Here is a 19,065-nt window from a genome sequence, read left to right as displayed (position 1 = left end):
TCATGAAAAAATTAATTCTAGTTTTAAGTATCCTTTTACTCATTGGATGTAAATCAAAAAAAGTGGTTGCCATACCAGAGCCTGAAGTAGTAAAAACTGTTAGATTGGGCTTGTCAGAAGTTAGTGAAAGCCAAAAAAGTAAAGCGTACGAATTGGGAAAAAGAGTATTAATGACTTGCAATACATCTAAATTCAAACCATTTACATTGAGTGAAGCGACTCCATCTGTTATTAAAAACACGACCGAGGCAAGATTAACAAAAACATGTACTCGTTTTCGTCAATATTATGGCACTTTTATAGATCTTGAATTAATCGAAGCTTTTAAAAACAACTTTGACCAATCTATCGTTTTTCGCTATAAAGCATCGTATTCAAAAAAAGTAGCTAATAAAGAGCTACGAGTAACGATGAATGCGGAAAATAAAGTATCCTCCATAAAATCGCTGGATTGGGTTAATGCTTTTCCTATGAATTAAGAGGAAAACTTAATCCCTCTTTAATTCAAGTGTGTCGTATAAAAGCAGTCGCTTGTAATTGCTATTACTTAAATTTTTTACTTTTGCCACAGATTTTAATTGTAACTCTAGTTACATATTATAATCTGTGGTATTTTTTTTCTAACCTATTGATACCTACTTTCAGTCTGTTACCGAATTTTTAAAATTTCTGTTCAAAAAAGTGCATTGCTACTTATAAGCTTGTCGTTTTTCTAGTTTAATCCTTTCGAAAATTAACCAAAATGTGCATCTAATTTTAATCGTCGAAAACTGTTTACCGAAAGTAAATTTGATTAATAGTGAAGTGATGTTTCTAATTTTTTAATACACAATTGGCCTCAAAAAAATAAAGTGATAATTTAACAACTATTGCAAATAATTATATAACAAAAATAAATTTTGAGATCATAGATTTAATAATTGAAAAAGAAACCTCTAAATCAATTGACAACTGAACTATGTACTTAAAAATTAAATCAATAACTACATTCAAACAAATTATAACAGTGGTAAAAAACAGCTCTAAGTATTGAATCCTAGACTATGATAAAAAAAGCAAATAATTACGTCCTCAAAATTGAAAGAACTGTTATACTAATTTTCTCAATACAAAAAAATAGGAAATACCAACCGATAATCTCACAATTCCATAGTAAAGTGGGTTTTTCTTTCGCTATTTGTTCGGATTATTAGGAGTCATTCTTGATTGCGAATTATATTATAACTTATTTGTAAAATTTTATAATGTATCTTTATTGCGAAAAGTTACATTTGTGCAAACTGTAAATTGAAAATTTTTGAAACTATACATAAAATACATGGTAAGCAACCGCTGTAAAATGGCGGTAAAAGAAGAATTAAAAAAGCTTAAACTTCACTACATGGTTGTTGATTTAGGAGAAGTAGAAATTATGGAAAATATTTCTATGGAGCAAAGACAACTCTTGAAAGCGGCACTTTTAGATTCAGGGCTTGAATTGATGGATGATAAAAAATCCATGTTGATAGAGAAAATAAAGAATGTAATTATTGAAATGGTACACCATTCGACGGAGCCTATCAAAATCAATTTTTCCGATTATTTGAGTCAAAAATTGAATCACGATTATACGTACTTATCGAACTTGTTTTCAGAGGTTCAGGGAACTACAATAGAACAATTTATAATTTCCCATAAAACGGAACGTATAAAAGAGTTAATTATCTATGGTGAATTAAATATCACTGAAATTGCATGGAAAATGAATTACAGCAGTGTAGCTCATTTATCTAGTCAGTTTAAAAAAGTAACTGGCCTATCCCCTTCTCATTTTAAACAGTTAAAAGATAAAAGACGGAATCCAATTGAGGAAATTGGAAATGTAAATGACTAAATGAAAAGTATCAGTATGCTCAATTCCACCGATTCAATTGAAACCAGTGTAGGTTCCTTTGTTACTATTAGTGCCGAAGGAAAAATCACTGATATTAATGAAGCGTCAATAAAAAACATAGGAATAGCAAGAGATATAGTGATAGGAACTAATTTCTCTGATCATTTTACAGAGAAGCAGGAAGTAAAGAACAGATGGCAACACGTTTTTGAAAAAGGGTTTATTGAAGATTATTCGTTAACGGTAAAGCACCAAAACGGCGAATTAACAGACGTAGTTTATAATGCATCTATTTATGAAGATTCTGATGGAGTTACTCATGGTTTTTTTACTGAAGCAACAAACAGTACCACTCAAAAATTAGCAGCACAATATTCAAAAAGTTTAATTGAAGCAAGTCTTGACCCCTTAATTACAATAAATAGAGAAGGCAAGATCACGGATATGAATGAAGCACTAGTACATATTACTGGTGTTACTCGAAACGAACTAACTGGTTCTAATTTCTTCGATTATTTCACAGACAAACAAAAAGCACAAAAAGTATATCAACAAGTTTTTCAAAATAATGCCATAGAAGACTCTCCGTTAACACTTCGGCATAAAAGCGGCAAATTAACTGACGTACTTTTCAATGGCTCTGTTTATAAAGACAATCTTGGTAAGGTTCAAGGTGTGGTTATCGTAGCGCGAAATACAGGCGGACAAAAATGGGCTTTGGATTTACAAAATGCTAATAAAGAACTGGCGTATCAAAATGATGAAAAGGAAAAGAGAGCCGCAGAATTAGTTATAGCAAATCAAGAATTGGCATTTCAAAATGAAGAAAAAGAGAAGAGAGCTAACGAATTAATTATTGCCAATAAAGAACTTCTTTTTCAAAACCAAGAAAAGGAAAAAAGAGCCTCTGAGCTTGTAATAGCTAACAAAGAATTAGCATTTCAGAATGATGAGAAAGAGAAACGTGCAGCTGAATTAGTGATAGCTAACAAAGAGCTTGCGTTTCAAAACAACGAAAAAGAGAAAAGAGCGAACGAATTAATCATTGCTAACGAAGAACTTATTTTTCAAAATATAGAAAAAGAAAAAAGAGCGGCTGAATTAGTTATTGCCAATAAGGAATTGGCGTTTCAAAATGATGAAAAAGAGAAAAGAGCCAACGAATTAATTATTGCTAATAAAGAACTTCTTTTTCAAAACCAAGAAAAAGAGAAAAGGGAAATTGTTAATAAAGAGCTTGAAGAACTTAACTATACTACAAAATTAGATTCTAAATATACGCTTAGTTTGATTGAAGCTAGTCGGGATCCTTTGGTAACCATAAATACAAAAGGTAAGATTACGGATATGAATGAGGCTTTGGTCAACAGTACCGGAAAAACCCGCGAAGAACTCACAGGTTCTGATTTTTTCGATTATTTTACAGAACAACAAAAAGCCCGTGAAGTGTATCAGGAAGTATTTGAAAAAGGCTCTGTTGCTGATTCACCACTTACACTGCGTCACAAAAACGGCAAATTGACTGATGTATTGTTTAACGGTTCCGTTTATAAAAACGAAGCGGGAAATGTACAAGGCGTGGTGGTGGTTGCCCGAGATATTACAGATCAAAAAAGAATTGCTACCGAATTGATTGAAGCTAGAGTTTTTGCAGAACTTGCCACAGAAATAGCAGAAGAAGCTAAAAGAAGTGCAGAAAAAGCCACTATTATAGCTGAAAATGCAGTAAAAGCAAAACAACAATTTTTGTCGAATATGAGTCATGAGATTCGTACCCCGATGAATGCGATTATTGGTTTTACCAAAGTGGTACTGAAAACAGATTTGACGCTGAAACAAAAAGAATATTTAGATGCTATTAAAATGAGTGGAGATGCATTAATCGTACTTATAAACGACATATTGGATTTAGCAAAAGTTGATTCCGGCAAAATGACATTTGAAAAAACTCCTTTCAAATTGAATTCTTCGGTATCTGCGATGCTTCATTTATTTGAACCTAAAATTCAAGAAAAAAATTTAATATTAATTAAAGAATACGATCCTCAAATTCCACAAGTTCTTATTGGTGACCCAGTTCGTTTGCACCAAATAATTTTAAATTTAGTCAGTAACGCAGTCAAGTTTACATCCAAAGGAAAAATTACTGTAAGCGTCAATTTAATACATGAAGATGTTGATACAGTAATTATTGAATTTGCTGTCACGGATACCGGTATCGGAATACCAGAAGACAGAATCGGAAAAATATTTGAGAATTTTCAACAAGCATCCAGCCGAACATCAAGGTTGTATGGAGGAACAGGATTAGGTTTAGCCATTGTCAAACAACTCATAGAACCACAAGGAGGAACTATTCGTGTCCGGAGTGTGGTAGGTAAAGGTTCTACATTTAGTTTTACATTAAGTTTTCAAAAGACAAATTCTGATGCTGAAATGGGAGATGAGATTATTGCTTTGGATACCGAAATAAAAAATATAAAAATTTTAGTTGTTGAAGATATTCCGTTGAATCAATTGTTAATGAAGACACTTCTTGATGATTTTGGATTTGAGCGTGACATTGCCGAAAACGGTAAAATAGCAATCGAAAAATTAAAAGATAAGGAATATGATGTCATTTTAATGGACTTGCAAATGCCAGAAATGAACGGATTTGAAACAACAGAATACATTCGAAATACACTGAAATCAAAAATACCAATTATTGCTTTAACAGCAGATGTGACTACAGTAGATTTAGCTAAATGTAAAGCAGTGGGAATGAATGACTATCTTGCAAAACCCGTGGATGACCGCCTGCTATACAGTAAGATAATTGGACTCTTAAAAAAAACCATTCCTAGTGCCATAAATATTGAACGTGTGAAAGAAGAAGAAGTTATAGTAAAAAAAGTAAAGTGCATTAATCTGACGTATTTGAAACAAAGAACAAAATCAAATCCCGTTTTAATGGAAGAAATGATCAAACTCTATTTAACCCAAACGCCTGCTATAATAAAAACGATCAAAGAAAGTTTAGCCAACCAAAATTGGCATTTAGTAAGTGCTGCGGCACACAAAATGATTCCGTCGTTTGCTATTGTGGGAATAAGTCAAGATTTTGAAAACATAGCCAAACAAATTCAAGAGATAACAACAGCGCCAGAAGATATAGAAGAAATTAAAGCTTTAGTTCAACAACTTGAAGAAGTTTGTGAGCAAGCTTGCAGTGAATTAGAAGAAGAATTAAACATAATTATAAATACCATAAAATGAACGACAACAAGAAAGTAAAAATATTTCTAGTAGATGATGATGCCCTATTTTTAAAATCTTTAGAAATTGAATTTTTAGAAAATGCTGATTTTATAGTAGAAACGTATCCTACAGGAGAACTTTGCATTGCAAACTTATCACACAATCCGGATGTAGTAATCTTAGATTATCAACTAGATGGTATTGTAGAAAATGCAATGAACGGTCTTGAAACTTTAGATAAAGTTAAAGCTTTTAATCCAGAAATTCCTGTGGTTATGCTTTCCTCTCAAGATAAAATTGAAGTGGCTATAAACTGCATGCACCACAAGGCATTTGATTATGTAGTGAAAAGTGAAACTGCATTTGTTCGCTTGCAAAAAATAATCACTGCTATTTTTAAATACCAGAAAATGGAAAAAGAATTAAATTGGTATATGGATCGCATGTAAATTAATTACACAAGTACTTATTCCTAATTAGATTAATCACACTTAAATTTGGTTCTATTAAAACCAATATTATTTAAGAAAAATGCAGTATAAAGACACATCAGATCTGGAGATTTCATTGCTATTAGAAGCCATCTATCGGAAATATGGGTACGATTTCAGAGAGTATTCGCAAGCGCATATTAGGCGTCGAATACTAAATAGAATGGCACTTTCTGGCTTTGAAGATATAGCTCAAATGCAATCTATGGTTTTAAATAATGTACCATTCGCTTCAGAACTCTTACAAGATTTATCAATAACGGTTACCGAAATGTTTCGCGATCCTGCATTTTATAGATCATTGCGAGAAAAAGTGATTCCTATTTTAAAAACCTATCCTTTTATAAAAATATGGCATGCTGGTTGTGCTACAGGAGAGGAAGCGTATTCGATGGCAATTCTATTGCAAGAAGAAGGTTTGTATGATAGAACGACAATATATGCTACTGATTTTAATCAGCTGGCGTTGAATCGTGCTAAAGAAGGTATTTTTTCGAATAAATTAATTAAAGAATACACTTCTAATTATCAATTGTCAGGAGGAAAAGAATCTTTTTCAAGTTATTATACTTCACATTACGATAATGTTATTATGAATCAATCTTTAAAAAAAAATATTGTTTGGGCCAATCATAATTTGGTAACCGATAGTGTTTTTGCCGAAGTACACTTAATATTATGTAGGAATGTACTAATTTATTTTGATCAAAATTTACAAAATAAAGTTCAATCTCTTTTTTATAATAGCCTGATAAATGGAGGTGTTTTATCGTTGGGATCTAAAGAAAGTATTCGGTTTACCGATTATTTTGAAGATTATAGCGAATTAGATCTTAAACAAAGAATATTTAAAAAGAAATACTAAAATGCAGTACGAAGCAATTGTAATAGGAGTTTCTTCTGGTGGTATGAATGCTATAAAAATTATATTCTCAGCCATGCCGGCACATTTTAGTATACCTATTATTATTGTGCAACATCTAGGAGCACACTCTGATGGCCAATGGATCACTATTTTGAATGATAAAAGTCAGCTTGAAATCAAGGAAGCAGATGAAAAAGAAAAAATTGAAAAAGGCACCATTTATATTGCTCCTCCTAATTATCATTTGTTGATAGAAAAAGACAAAACCTTTTCCCTCACTATAGATGAACGCGTAAATTATGCAAGACCATCTATTGATGTGTTATTTGAGTCGGCCGCTGAAGCCTATAGAAACAAATTAATTGGAATAGTACTCACTGGCGCTAATAATGACGGTACAAAAGGCATCAAACGAATACAAGAATGTGGTGGTCTAACTATAATTCAGGACCCAAAAACTGCAGAATCAGCCTATATGCCAAAGGCGGCAATTGCAGCTATTGAACCTAATTTTATAGGGTCATTAGATGATATCGCCGAATTTTTAATAAAAATAGAACAACAAAAGAGATAATCAAAATCAATTTTACAACTAACAAAATGAAAATGACCCTTGGTAAAAAAATAGCGACAGGATTTATTGCTTGTGCAATAGTACTTTTAGGAGTGGCAATTTTCTCCTATAAAAACAGCGAAAAATTCATCGCCTCTAATACCTTAGTCAATCATTCCAATTCTGTTTTGTATGAATTCGAGCAAATTTTGATGTTAACTGTTGATGCCGAAACAGGAATTCGAGGCTATGTAATTACTGGAAATGATGATTTTTTAATTCCTTTTACTTCTTCTAATGTCAATATAATTCCGCAACTCAATAAAGTCAAAGAACTAACAAAAGACAATCCAAACCAGCAAAAGAATATTGAAGAGCTAAAGAAGAAAACTAAAATGCGTTTCGATAATTTTAGGAAATGCATCGCTCTTCGTAAAAAAGGTTATGCACCAGCCCAAGAATTTGTTGCTTCTGGTGAAGGAAAACAGATCCAAGATGAAATCAGAAATTTAGTTGATCAGGCTCAGGAAACTGAAAATCTCTTACTTACAGAAAGGATTCAAGCCAGTGAACAAGATGCCAGCAGATTTAACATTGTATTTGCCATTTTATTGTTAATCATTACTTTAATTCTTGTAGTAGTCTATAATATAGTGACTACTAATTTAAAAGCACTGAAAAGTTCCGAATTAGAAACGGCTAGCAAAAACTGGTTGCTTACAGGAAACGCAATGCTTAATGAAAAATTAATAGGTGACCAAAGCATGATCGAATTGGCAAACAATACTATTAGCTTTTTATGTTCCTATCTCCAAGCCAACATAGGCGCCGTTTATTTATTAGATGAAAAAGAAAATACTCTTTTACTTAGCGGAAAATTTGCGTTTACACCTGCAAATGAAGCTAAAGAAAACTTTAAGTTGAACGAAGGATTGATTGGACAAGCTGCTTGGGAACAAAAACAACTTTTGTTTACAGCCATTACTGATGATCAAATTCGCATTACTTCTACCGTGCTAAATGCCAAACCAACAAATGTTCTGATTACTCCTTTTTTATTAGATGGAAAAACAAAAGGAGTAATAGAGATTGGCAAGCTTACTGATTTTACCGAAACTGAAAAAGAATTTATTGCTGTTTCTATGAGGAGTATAGCAATAAGTGTGAACACGATTCAACAAGCCGAAGAAAAGGAAAAAAGGGCTGCTGAGTTGGCTATAGCCAATACAGAACTTGCTTTTCAAAATGAAGAAAAAGAAAAACGAGCCGCAGAGTTGGGAATTGCTAATAAAGAATTAGCATACCAAAATGAAGAAAAAGAAAAACGAGCAGTCGAGTTGTTTTTTGCTAATAAAGAACTTTCTAATCAAGCTGAAGAACTTCAAATACAACAAGAAGAACTTAGACAATTAAATGAGGAACTAGAGCAGCAAGCACAAAATCTTAAGCAACAACAAGAAGAATTGCAAATGACCAATGAAGAATTGGAAGAGCAAACACAATCGTTAGAAGAGCGAAACAAAGAAGTAGAGGCTTCTAAAGATAATATTGAGAAAAAAACAAAACAACTTGAAATTAGCAGCAAGTATAAGTCGGAATTCCTGGCTAACATGTCGCATGAACTAAGAACACCACTTAATAGTTTACTTATTTTGTCCAAAGATTTATCAGAAAACAGAAAGAAAAACTTAGATGACGTGCAAGTTGAAAGTGCTGAAATTATTTATAAAAGTGGTCATGATCTTCTTGTATTAATAAATGAAGTACTAGACCTCTCTAAAATTGAAGCAGGAAAAATGTCTATTAATGTTGAAAAAGTATTCTTGAAAAATTTCACAGACGAACTACTACTCAATTTTAAACATCAAGCAGAACAAAAAGGATTGCTACTCACCTGCCAATTGGCCACTAATTTACCTGAATTCATTCACACCGATTTACAGCGTTTGAATCAAATATTGAAAAACTTGCTGTCTAATGCTATTAAATTCACAGAAAAAGGAAGTGTAAACATACATATTGACCCAGGCACTGAAACTACATTAGTCCTATCGGTTTCTGACACGGGTATTGGAATATCAGAAGACAAACAAGCTGCAATATTTGAAGCTTTTCAACAAGCTGAAGGTGGTACTTCAAGAAAATATGGCGGTACAGGATTAGGTCTTTCAATTTCTCGCGAACTTGCAAAACTATTAGAAGGCGAGATTAGAGTAACGAGCAAACCGGAAGAAGGATCTACATTCTCACTCCACATCCCGCTAGAAATTCATCCTGAACAAGAGCCTACTTCGTCAACAGTAAGGGAACCTTTACGCTATATTCCGCGTGCTGAAAATAACGCTAACTTTCTCAATTATAAAACTATTGAAGATGATAGAGAAACCATAAACGCAACAGACAAAATAGTACTCATTATTGAAGACGATCGAAATTTTGCAGGAATACTTTTAAAACAGGCCAACAAAAAAGGATTCAAATGCTTATCAGCAGCCAGTGGTGAAGATGGTTTGACACTTGCTTCAAAATACTTACCACAAGCCATTATCCTTGATATGGGCTTGCCAGGAATGAATGGGAAAGAAGTGTTGCAGGAGTTAAAAGCAAATCCAATTGTAAGACATATTCCAGTTCATATTATTTCGGCAAATGATCGTTCGCTCGAGCCAATAAGAGAAGGTGCGGTAGAATATTTGATGAAACCAATCTCTAAAGAGGGTCTAGAAGAAGCTTTCAACCGCATTGAAAATTTTGTTAATAGAAAAATAAAAAATCTTTTGATTATTGAAGACAGTGAAAATTCCAGAAAAGCAATGAAAATACTCATTGGAAATGGTGATGTAAAATGTTTTGAAGCAGCAACGGGTAAGGAAGCCTTGGAAATTTATCAGGAAAATCAAATTGATTGTGTCATATTAGATATTGGATTGCCAGACATGAGCGGATTTGATCTTATTCAAAAACTCGAAGATATTAAAGGACACAACATGCCTCCTATTATTGTTTACACTGGAAAAGAACTTACAAAAGAAGAAAATAATCTACTTCATAAATATGCCGAGAGCATTATTATAAAAGGAATAAAATCCGAAGAACGATTACTGGATGAAACGGCTCTTTTTCTGCACCGTACCATTAGTAATTTACCTAAATCAAAGCAAATAATGATTAATAGTTTGCATGATAAAGACACTATATTTCAATCAAAGAAAATACTTTTAGTAGATGATGATATGAGAAATGTTTTTGCATTATCTAAAATATTACAAGAAAGAGGAATCGAAGTGATCAAGTCAGAAAATGGCAAAAATGCTCTAGAGATGCTAGCTACACATCCTAACATTGATTTAGTTTTAATGGATATTATGATGCCAGAAATGGATGGTTATGAAGCAATGAAGCGCATACGATCTCAAATGAAGTTCAAAAAATTGCCTATCATTGCACTCACCGCAAAAGCCATGAAAGACGATAAACAAAAATGCATTGATGCTGGAGCCAACGATTATATTACAAAGCCCATAGATGTAGAACGCCTTTTGTCCTTGATGCGGGTATGGTTAAGTAAATAACTATATACCTTCGTACAGGTAGTGCTGCGAAAGATAGTAACTCATTTTTTTGTTGAAACTTAAAATTCGTTTTTGAGTATTTAACATTCAAACATTTATTTTACAATAAAAATGAAAATAAACAGCCCAGTCAAAATTTTACTAGTAGATGATTTACCAGAAAATTTATTTGCCTTAGAAGTAATTCTTTCTAATGAAAATTATTTATGTGTCAAAGCAAATTCAGGGAATGAAGCCTTAAAAATTCTGCTGCACCAGCAAGATTTTGCTATCATTTTAATAGATGTTCAAATGCCAATGATGGACGGGTTTGAAACAGTAGATTTAATTCGCCAGATCGAAAAGCTCAAACATGTTCCCATTATTTTTTTAACAGCCAGTATCGATAATTCTTCACAAATCTTCAAGGGGTATCAAGCCGGTGCAGTTGATTATATGATAAAACCACTTTCGCCAGAAATATTAAAAGCAAAAGTGGCGATTTTTGTGGATTTACATAAAAAGAATCAGGAATTATTAGTTCAGGCAGAACAACTGAAAAAACTAAATACCGACCTTACTGCTGAAAAACTACTATCAGAATATTCCCTTAGTTTAATTGAGGCAAGTCATGATCCTCTATTTGCTATTAGTCCAGAAGGAAAAATAACGGATATGAACAATGCCTCTGTAAAAGCAACGGGTGTACCTCGCAAAAAATTAATAGGCACTGATTTTTTTGATTATTTCACAGAACCGCAAAAAGCGCGAGAAGTGTATCAAAAAGTGTTTGAAAAAGGACTTATAACTGATTCTCCTTTGATCCTTTGCCATAAGAAAGGAACGTTGATTGACGTGTTATTCAATGGCTCAGTGTATCAGGATGACAAAGGGAAAGTGCTTGGAGTAGTAATTGTAGGCAGAGATGTTACGGATCAAAAAAGAATCGCAACGGAGTTAATTGAAGCCAGAGTCTTTGCAGAATTAGCCACAGAAATTGCAGAAGAAGCAAAATTAAAAGCAGAAAATGCCACTCTTATTGCTGAAAATGCAGTGAAGGCAAAACAGCAATTCTTGTCCAATATGAGTCACGAAATTCGGACACCTATGAATGCAATCATAGGATTTACAAAAGTGGTCTTAAAAACAGATTTGAATGGTAAACAAAAAGAATATTTAGAAGCTATTAAAATAAGCGGTGATGCCTTAATTGTACTTATCAACGATATTCTGGATTTAGCAAAAGTTGATGCAGGCAAGATGACATTCGAAAAAACACCTTTCAAAATGAAATCTTCCATTTCAGCCATGCTTCATTTATTTGAGACAAAGATTCTGGAAAAAAACTTAGAATTAGTTAAGGAATACGACAATAATATTCCAACTGTTTTAGTAGGAGATCCGGTTCGCTTGCACCAAGTGATTTTAAATCTAGTTAGCAATGCTGTAAAATTTACTACAAAAGGAAAGATTACTGTGAGTGTAGATTTATTATATGAAGATGAGGCTAAAATAATTCTAAAATTTGCAATAATAGATACAGGAATTGGTATCGCCGAAGACAAAATAGGGACCATCTTTGAAAATTTTCAGCAAGCAACTAGCGGAACTTCAAGATTATATGGAGGAACTGGCCTTGGCTTAGCTATTGTGAAGCAATTAATAGAGCCACAAGGTGGTAGTATTCGTGTAACAAGTACGGTAAATGAGGGCTCAATATTTAGTTTCACCTTACCGTTTCAAAAAGCAAATGCCGATACAGAATTAGAAAACGAAGTAAAAGAAGTCTATTCAGAAATAAAAAACGTGCGAATATTAGTCGTTGAAGATATTGCTCTCAACCAGTTACTTATGAAAACACTTTTGGATGATTTTGGATTTATCAGTGACATTGCTGAAAATGGTAAAGTAGCTATTGAAAAACTAGAAGAACAAGAGTACGATATCGTGTTAATGGATTTGCAAATGCCAGAAATGAATGGTTTTGAAGCAACAAAACACATTAGAAATACGCTAAATTCTGTCGTTCCTATAATTGCACTAACCGCAGATGTAACCACTGTTGATGTAGAAAAATGTAAAGCAGCAGGAATGAATGACTACCTTGCTAAACCTATTGATGAAAAACTGTTATATAGTAAAATAGCATCCATTTTAAAAACAGCTCCTCCTGAAGGATTTACTAAAAAATGGAAGGAAAACAATAATTCTAAGGTTAAAACAAAATATATTGATCTTCAATATTTAAAGCAGCGGACAAAATCAAATCCGAAATTAATGACGGAAATGATTTCACTTTATTTAGCTCAAACCCCACCGTTATTACAAACAATGATACAAAGTTTAGAGCAGAAAAATTGGACTTTATTAGGTGCTGCGGTACACAAAATGCTACCCTCTTTTTCAATCATGGGAATTAATCCAGATTTTGAAAACGTGGCTAAGAAAATTCAAGATTTTGCAAACGAACATGAAAAAAATGAAGATATACATGATTTAGTATTACAACTAGAAGATGTTTGTTTAAGGGCATGTAAAGAATTAGAAGAAGAACTTCATCTTCTTAAAAAGAATCTATAAAATTAATATAGTCTGGTCTAAATTCAGTTTTAATTGGTTAGTTGTTTTGTAAATCCTTATTTTTTTACTCTATAACAAAACATATTTCCTTACATTTAATGAATAATTTTTAGCTTTTTAAAATGTTAGGCATCTTGAATTTCTGTAAGGAATAATATTAGAGCCAATTTCATAATTATAAAATAAAAACACATATTTGATCTATTATGAAATCAGCTCAGAAAGTTACTTCTAATAAATTGATCTCAGAAAAAGAGGTGAAAAAAAACTCCTTTCCCGTTGTAGCCATTGGCGCATCAGCTGGAGGACTGGAAGCATTTAGCCTTTTACTTAAAAATCTACCCGTAGATACTGGTATGGCTTATATTTATGTTCAACACCTAAGTCCTGACCATAAAAGTTTACTGACTGTAATTCTTTCTAAGGTCACTAAAATGAAAGTACAGGAAATCGTTAACATGGAAAAAATGGAACCAAACAATGTTTATGTTATTCCACCCAATAAAATAATTGAAGTAGTTAATGGTCACATTCAATTGCACCCACGCATCAATAAAAACAATCCAAATCTCTCTATAGATCTTCTTTTTTCCTCACTTGCTGAAACACATAAAGCTAATGTTATTGGAATCATACTTTCCGGTTATGCCAGTGATGGTGTGATGGGACTCAAAGCCATTAAAGATGCTGGAGGTATTACTTTTGCTCAAGATGAAACGGCTCAAGCCAGTAGCATGCCAAAAGCAGCCATTTCTTTAGGAGTGGTAGACTATGTTTTATCACCCGTTGAAATTGCCAACCAAATAGTTCGTTTAAGGAAAATAAAAACTAAAAAGGATCACCCTGAAAAGGAAATCAACGAAAAAGAAGCTCCTCTTAAAAATAACAATTACGATATAAATACCATTTTTGAACTTTTACTCAAAGCAACAGGTGTGGATTTTAGTCACTATAAAATGCCTACCATTAAGAGAAGAATAAATCATAAAATGAATCAATATGGAATAAAGTCAATGCAAGATTACATAGAATTATTATTACAAAAAAATAATGAAATTGAAATTCTATACACTGACCTTTTAATAAATGTAACTAGCTTTTTTAGGGAAACGGAAACTTTTGAATTTTTAAAAAGTAATTTAATAATAAAGCTTTTAAAAAATAAAACTGATGATGAAACACTCCGAATATGGGTTCCAGCATGCTCTACAGGCCAGGAAGCTTATTCAATAGCCATGATTATTGCCGAATTGCAAGAGGAAAAAATTAATAAAATACCGGTTCAAATTTTTGCCACTGATCTGAGCGAAGAGGCCATTAGAGAGGCCCGACTAGGTGAATATTCTCAAAGTGCTGTTGAATCAATACCTAAAAAATATTTGACTCGTTTTTTTACAAAAACGGGTGAAAATTACCGCATTGTTAAAGAACTTAGAGAAATGTGCATATTTGCACCTCACAACATTTTACGAGATCCTCCTTTTTCACGTATGGATTTAGTAAGTTGCTGCAATCTCCTGATTTATTTTGATTCTGCTGCACAAAAGAAAGTTTTTGCATCCTTACATTTTGCTTTGAATGACACTGGATATTTAATGCTTGGAAAAGCCGAAAGCATTGGTACAGCCTCACAGCTTTTCTCATCAGTTAACAATAAATTTAAAATTTATTCTCGAAAAAATAATTTGGGAGTACGCAAAATATTAGAATTAACACCACGTTTTACACGTACAACTATGTCCAATAAAAAAGTGAATACTGCCTCTAAAAACATAAGTGTCAATCAAGAAATTATAAAAAATGCTATTGACTCCGAACTTCTTTCAAACTACATGCCAGCCTGTGCCGTAGTGAACAAAGATCTTGAAATACTCCAGTTTAGAGGACCAATCTCCTCCTACTTAGAGCATTCAGCAGGTAAAGCCAGTCTCAATATATTAAAAATGGCCAAACCAGAATTTGCATTTGAACTCCGCAACGCCATTAATAAAGTAATAGAAACAAAGAAATCAGTAGCTAAAGCGGGTATTGAAATCAAAATTGAGTCCGTTTTAAGGTTGATGTCTTTTGAAGTTAGTCCTCTTAAAATTGAGTGGGACGAACCATTGCTACTAATTGTTTTTAAACCGCAGGAAAGGATCGAAAAAATTATTGAATCAGACATAGATGGACCAAGCAGTACTAAATTAAAAGATTTAAAAATAAAAAAACTTACTGAGGAACTCAATACTACGCGTGCTGAAATGATCGATATTATTGAATCACAAGAAAATATTTATGAGGAACTACAAGCAGCTAATGAGGAAATAGTTTCTTCTAACGAAGAATTTCAGACGTTGAATGAAGAATTAGAAACTTCAAAGGAAGAAATTGAAGCCACTAACGAAGAACTGATTTCTACCAATCAGGAATTGCAAATGCGTCATGATCTATTAATAGAATCACATGAATATTCTGAAGCTATTATTGCCACAATCCATGAACCCATGCTTATCTTAAATAAAGATTTTCATGTAATATCCGCTAATAAATCTTTTTATAAAAAATTTCTCGTAGATAAGGAAGAAACAGAAGGTAAATTATTATTTGATTTAGGCAATAAACAATGGAATATTGCAAAACTTCGTGAAGTTCTAAATGATATACTTATCAAAAATAATAGTTTCGAAAATTTTGAAGTAACCCATAGCTTTTCTGATATTGGAGAACGAATAATGTTGCTTAACGCTCACTTGATTGTTCAAAAAACAAACAAAAAACCACTAATTCTTCTTGCTATTGAAGACATTACAGATCGTTCTCGGTATTATCTCAAAGAAAAATATTCGCTCAGTCTTATCGAAGCAAGCCTCGATCCTTTGACAACAATAAACAACGAAGGGAAGATTACAGACATGAACAAAGCGACTGTAAATATAACAGGACTATCGCGAGAGAAACTTAAAGGTACTGATTTCTTTGGCTACTTTACAGAACCTGAAAAAGCTCAAGCTATTTATAAGGAAGTTTTTGCCAAAGGATTTATCACTAATTCGCCTCTTAAACTTCGCCATAAGACCGGCAAGCTAACGGATGTATTATTAAACGGTTCCGTTTATAAAGATGACCAAGCGAATGTTTTAGGAGTAGTTATTGTTGCTAGAGATATCACCGATCAAAAAAGAATTGAAGCTGAAATAATAGAATCAAAAGTATTTGCAGAGTTGGCAACTTTAACAGCCGAAGAAGCAAAAATCAAAGCGGAAAAAGCGACACGAGTTGCGGAAGATGCTGTGAAAGCAAAGCAACAGTTCTTGTCTAATATGAGTCATGAAATTCGGACTCCTATGAATGCAATAATTGGATTTACCAGAGTACTTTTGAAAACGGAATTGACTACTAAACAAATAGAATATTTAAAAGCCATACAGTTAAGTGGCGATACGTTAATTGCATTGATAAATGATATTCTTGATTTAGCTAAAGTAGATGCAGGTAAAATGGTTTTTGAAAAAAAATCATTTGAAATGGCCGTTTCAATAGCCTCAATGCTTCAATTGTTTGAAACAAAAATCCAAGAAAAGAATTTAAAATTAATCACTAATTATGACAAAAAAATACCAGCAGTTCTTTTAGGAGACTCCATTCGACTGCATCAGATCATTTTAAACCTCGTTAGCAACGCAGTTAAATTTACTTCTCAAGGTACTATTATGGTGAGTACTGATCTATTGTTTGAAGATGCTGATAAAGTAATAATTGAATTTGTAATTACAGATAGTGGCATAGGTATTCCGGAAGATAATATAGATTTAATATTTGAAAATTTTCAACAAGCCAGTAATGGATCTTCAGGCCATTATGGAGGAACGGGTTTAGGATTAGCCATTGTTAAACAATTAGTAACATCACAAGGAGGTAGCATTCGTATCAAAAGTAAACTAAATGAAGGTTCTACATTTAGTTTTACGTTACCCTTTCAAAAGACAATAAATCATACTGAGGCAGAGATTAATTTAATTGAATCCAACACTATGGTAAAAAAAATTAAAGTTTTGGTTGTTGAAGACATGCCACTGAATCAATTATTAATGAAAACAATATTGGATGATTTTGGTTTTGAACGTGATATTGCCGAAAACGGCAAAATTGCTATAGAAAAACTGGAAAAAAAATCATACGATATTATTTTAATGGACCTTCAAATGCCTGTAATGAATGGTTTTGAATCTACAAAACACATTCGCGAAATCATGAAATTAAACATCCCAATTATTGCACTTACAGCTGATGTTACTACGGTAGATCTGGGAAAATGTAAAGGTGCTGGAATGAATGATTATATTGCTAAACCTATTGATGAAAAATTATTATATTCGAAAATAGTTGAACTACTACAATAATTTATATTCGATTTATTGATTAAATGCAGAATAATAAGATTGATATCCTACATAAAATGTTAATTAATCTATTAAATCATCTTTTTTTATATTAAAGTGTGAATGATATAACTTTTGTTAACAATTGTATAACACTTGGAGGAGACAATCAAAATACATTTGTGAAGTAATTAGTCTGCAAAGGAAAAGCGGAACAAATAATTTTAATTTTTTGTTTGCAAACCTTTCAGTTTTTAAACAAACCGTTAAAAAAAGTATTAATCTTAAAAATTAAATAGCATGAATCTTAAAAGAATCTTTGGAGCGTTACTAACAGCTCTCGGAATAGGTGGTCTTATTTACACGGCAGTTATATTTGCTGGAACCTCAGGTGAAACAACCGAAATCAAATCACTAATAATATACGGTATTCTTGGAATCATTTTCTTTGTATCTGGAATTAGCTTAGTGCGCACAACAAAAGATGAATCATAAATTATATTTTTCTTTAATGGGATTTATGTTAAGTCCCATTAAAGAAATAGAATTGATTATTTTTTTCCATAAAATTCGTTGAATGCTTTTTTTTGATTGCTAACTTTTAAGCACTCAAATAACAAAAACCTCTCCTTATACTCGGACCAAGGATTGAAAAACCAAATGAGTCTAAATCAGTAGTTATTCAAATAAAATGATTTAAAAAAAGCATGTTGAGTAAATTACTGAGCTAGTGCAATCCTTAAATTATTTCTTGATTTTTAAATCCAACTTATTGTTTCTAAAAGATTTAAAACACTAAATCAACGAAAAATAGATCAACTAATCCAACAACGAAAGTATTAAACATAATGAGCCAGAAAATTTATCGAGCTCATGGTTATCAAATTAATTATAGATTTGTCAAAAATTCTGGGTCTCGTCTATTTAGATTTTTTCGTTTCAAATCAATCCTCACGAAACAAAACAACTAAAATAAATAGAATGTAGTTTTTACAGCCTGCCAAATTTATTTTTGATCGCCTTTTCCACTCGAACCAAAAGCACAATTACAGTTAAAATCAAAAAAAATAGACCAATGTTCCTATTTGTAATAGGATCAAATTTTGTTATGAAACTCAAAATGCAGCAGACAATTAGTAATAAACCCAGCTTAATCATTTCTTTTGCGGAATAGTTTTGAGCAAAATCCCATCTTTCCTGACTTTTCATTGCGTTTAAAGTTCTATATCCGTAAAGTGAATTTATTTTCTTTGGAGGAAATTTAAGCATGATAAGACCCGCAAATATAAAGAGTGCTCCTGCCATAAATGGAATTAAAAATAAAGGGTTCTCAAACATACAGGACTTATTTATATTTCTAGATAATTCACTTGTGAGAATTCAAATGTACTGATTTATACGTCACGCAACAGTCCAAATAGCAGTGAAAAGCAATATAAGTTTTGTTTTGTTGTTGTTCAAAAAGAACGATCAAATGAAGCTCCTTTTGGAACTACAAAAAATAACCTGTCGCCAATAAACTTACAAAGAATAGCTGCAAAACCTCCATTA

General features: G+C 32.4%; 11 protein-coding genes. 10 read left to right on the top strand and 1 reads right to left on the bottom strand.

Annotated features, from left to right (window positions below; translation table 11 throughout):
- The first annotated feature begins 2 nt into the window (after nucleotides 1-2).
- The 10 genes from E0F91_RS02975 (at nucleotide 3) to E0F91_RS02930 (ending at nucleotide 18,009) form a co-directional block, all read left to right on the top strand.
- On the top strand, nucleotides 3-479 hold the full coding sequence (locus E0F91_RS02975) for a hypothetical protein (RefSeq protein ID WP_132064864.1): 477 nt from the start codon (nucleotides 3-5) through the stop codon (nucleotides 477-479).
- Between the two features lie 839 nt (nucleotides 480-1,318).
- Nucleotides 1,319-1,873, top strand: a complete 555-nt coding sequence (locus tag E0F91_RS02970; protein WP_091256480.1) for a helix-turn-helix domain-containing protein — start codon at nucleotides 1,319-1,321, stop codon at nucleotides 1,871-1,873.
- A gap of 15 nt (nucleotides 1,874-1,888) precedes the next feature.
- Complete coding sequence (locus E0F91_RS02965; RefSeq protein WP_243698824.1) at nucleotides 1,889-5,131, top strand: PAS domain-containing hybrid sensor histidine kinase/response regulator; 3,243 nt, start codon at nucleotides 1,889-1,891, stop codon at nucleotides 5,129-5,131.
- Entirely contained in the window at nucleotides 5,128-5,562 is a 435-nt protein-coding gene (locus tag E0F91_RS02960) for a response regulator (protein WP_132064862.1), read from the top strand. Before E0F91_RS02965 ends, E0F91_RS02960 begins: the two co-directional genes overlap by 4 nt.
- 82 nt (nucleotides 5,563-5,644) lie before the next feature.
- The gene (locus E0F91_RS02955) at nucleotides 5,645-6,469 is read left to right on the top strand and encodes a CheR family methyltransferase (protein ID WP_132064861.1); all 825 of its coding nucleotides are present in this window, start codon (nucleotides 5,645-5,647) and stop codon (nucleotides 6,467-6,469) included.
- A 1-nt stretch (nucleotide 6,470) separates the two neighbouring features.
- Nucleotides 6,471-7,043, top strand: coding sequence for a chemotaxis protein CheB (locus tag E0F91_RS02950; protein ID WP_132064860.1), 573 nt, complete (start codon nucleotides 6,471-6,473; stop codon nucleotides 7,041-7,043).
- Between the two features lie 26 nt (nucleotides 7,044-7,069).
- Nucleotides 7,070-10,594: a response regulator gene (locus tag E0F91_RS02945; RefSeq protein ID WP_132064859.1), complete on the top strand. Its 3,525-nt coding sequence runs from the start codon at nucleotides 7,070-7,072 to the stop codon at nucleotides 10,592-10,594.
- A gap of 111 nt (nucleotides 10,595-10,705) precedes the next feature.
- Complete coding sequence (locus tag E0F91_RS02940) at nucleotides 10,706-13,153, top strand: response regulator (RefSeq protein ID WP_132064858.1); 2,448 nt, start codon at nucleotides 10,706-10,708, stop codon at nucleotides 13,151-13,153.
- Between the two features lie 206 nt (nucleotides 13,154-13,359).
- On the top strand, nucleotides 13,360-17,535 hold the full coding sequence (locus E0F91_RS02935; RefSeq protein WP_132064857.1) for a CheR family methyltransferase: 4,176 nt from the start codon (nucleotides 13,360-13,362) through the stop codon (nucleotides 17,533-17,535).
- 279 nt (nucleotides 17,536-17,814) lie between these two features.
- Nucleotides 17,815-18,009 carry a hypothetical protein gene (locus tag E0F91_RS02930; RefSeq protein WP_132064856.1) on the top strand — a complete coding sequence of 65 codons (195 nt, stop codon included), beginning with the start codon at nucleotides 17,815-17,817 and terminating at the stop codon, nucleotides 18,007-18,009.
- Between the two features lie 495 nt (nucleotides 18,010-18,504).
- Here the strand turns inward: E0F91_RS02930 and E0F91_RS02925 are convergent, their stop codons facing one another.
- Nucleotides 18,505-18,852 carry an SdpI family protein gene (locus E0F91_RS02925; RefSeq protein WP_132064855.1) on the bottom strand — a complete coding sequence of 116 codons (348 nt, stop codon included), beginning with the start codon at nucleotides 18,850-18,852 and terminating at the stop codon, nucleotides 18,505-18,507.
- Between the last annotated feature and the right edge of the window lie 213 nt (nucleotides 18,853-19,065).

This window comes from Flavobacterium sandaracinum (assembly GCF_004349135.1).
Taxonomy (GTDB): domain Bacteria; phylum Bacteroidota; class Bacteroidia; order Flavobacteriales; family Flavobacteriaceae; genus Flavobacterium; species Flavobacterium sandaracinum.
The sequence above is the reverse complement of the archived record's forward strand: the minus strand, read 5'-3'. Positions and strand labels throughout refer to the sequence as shown.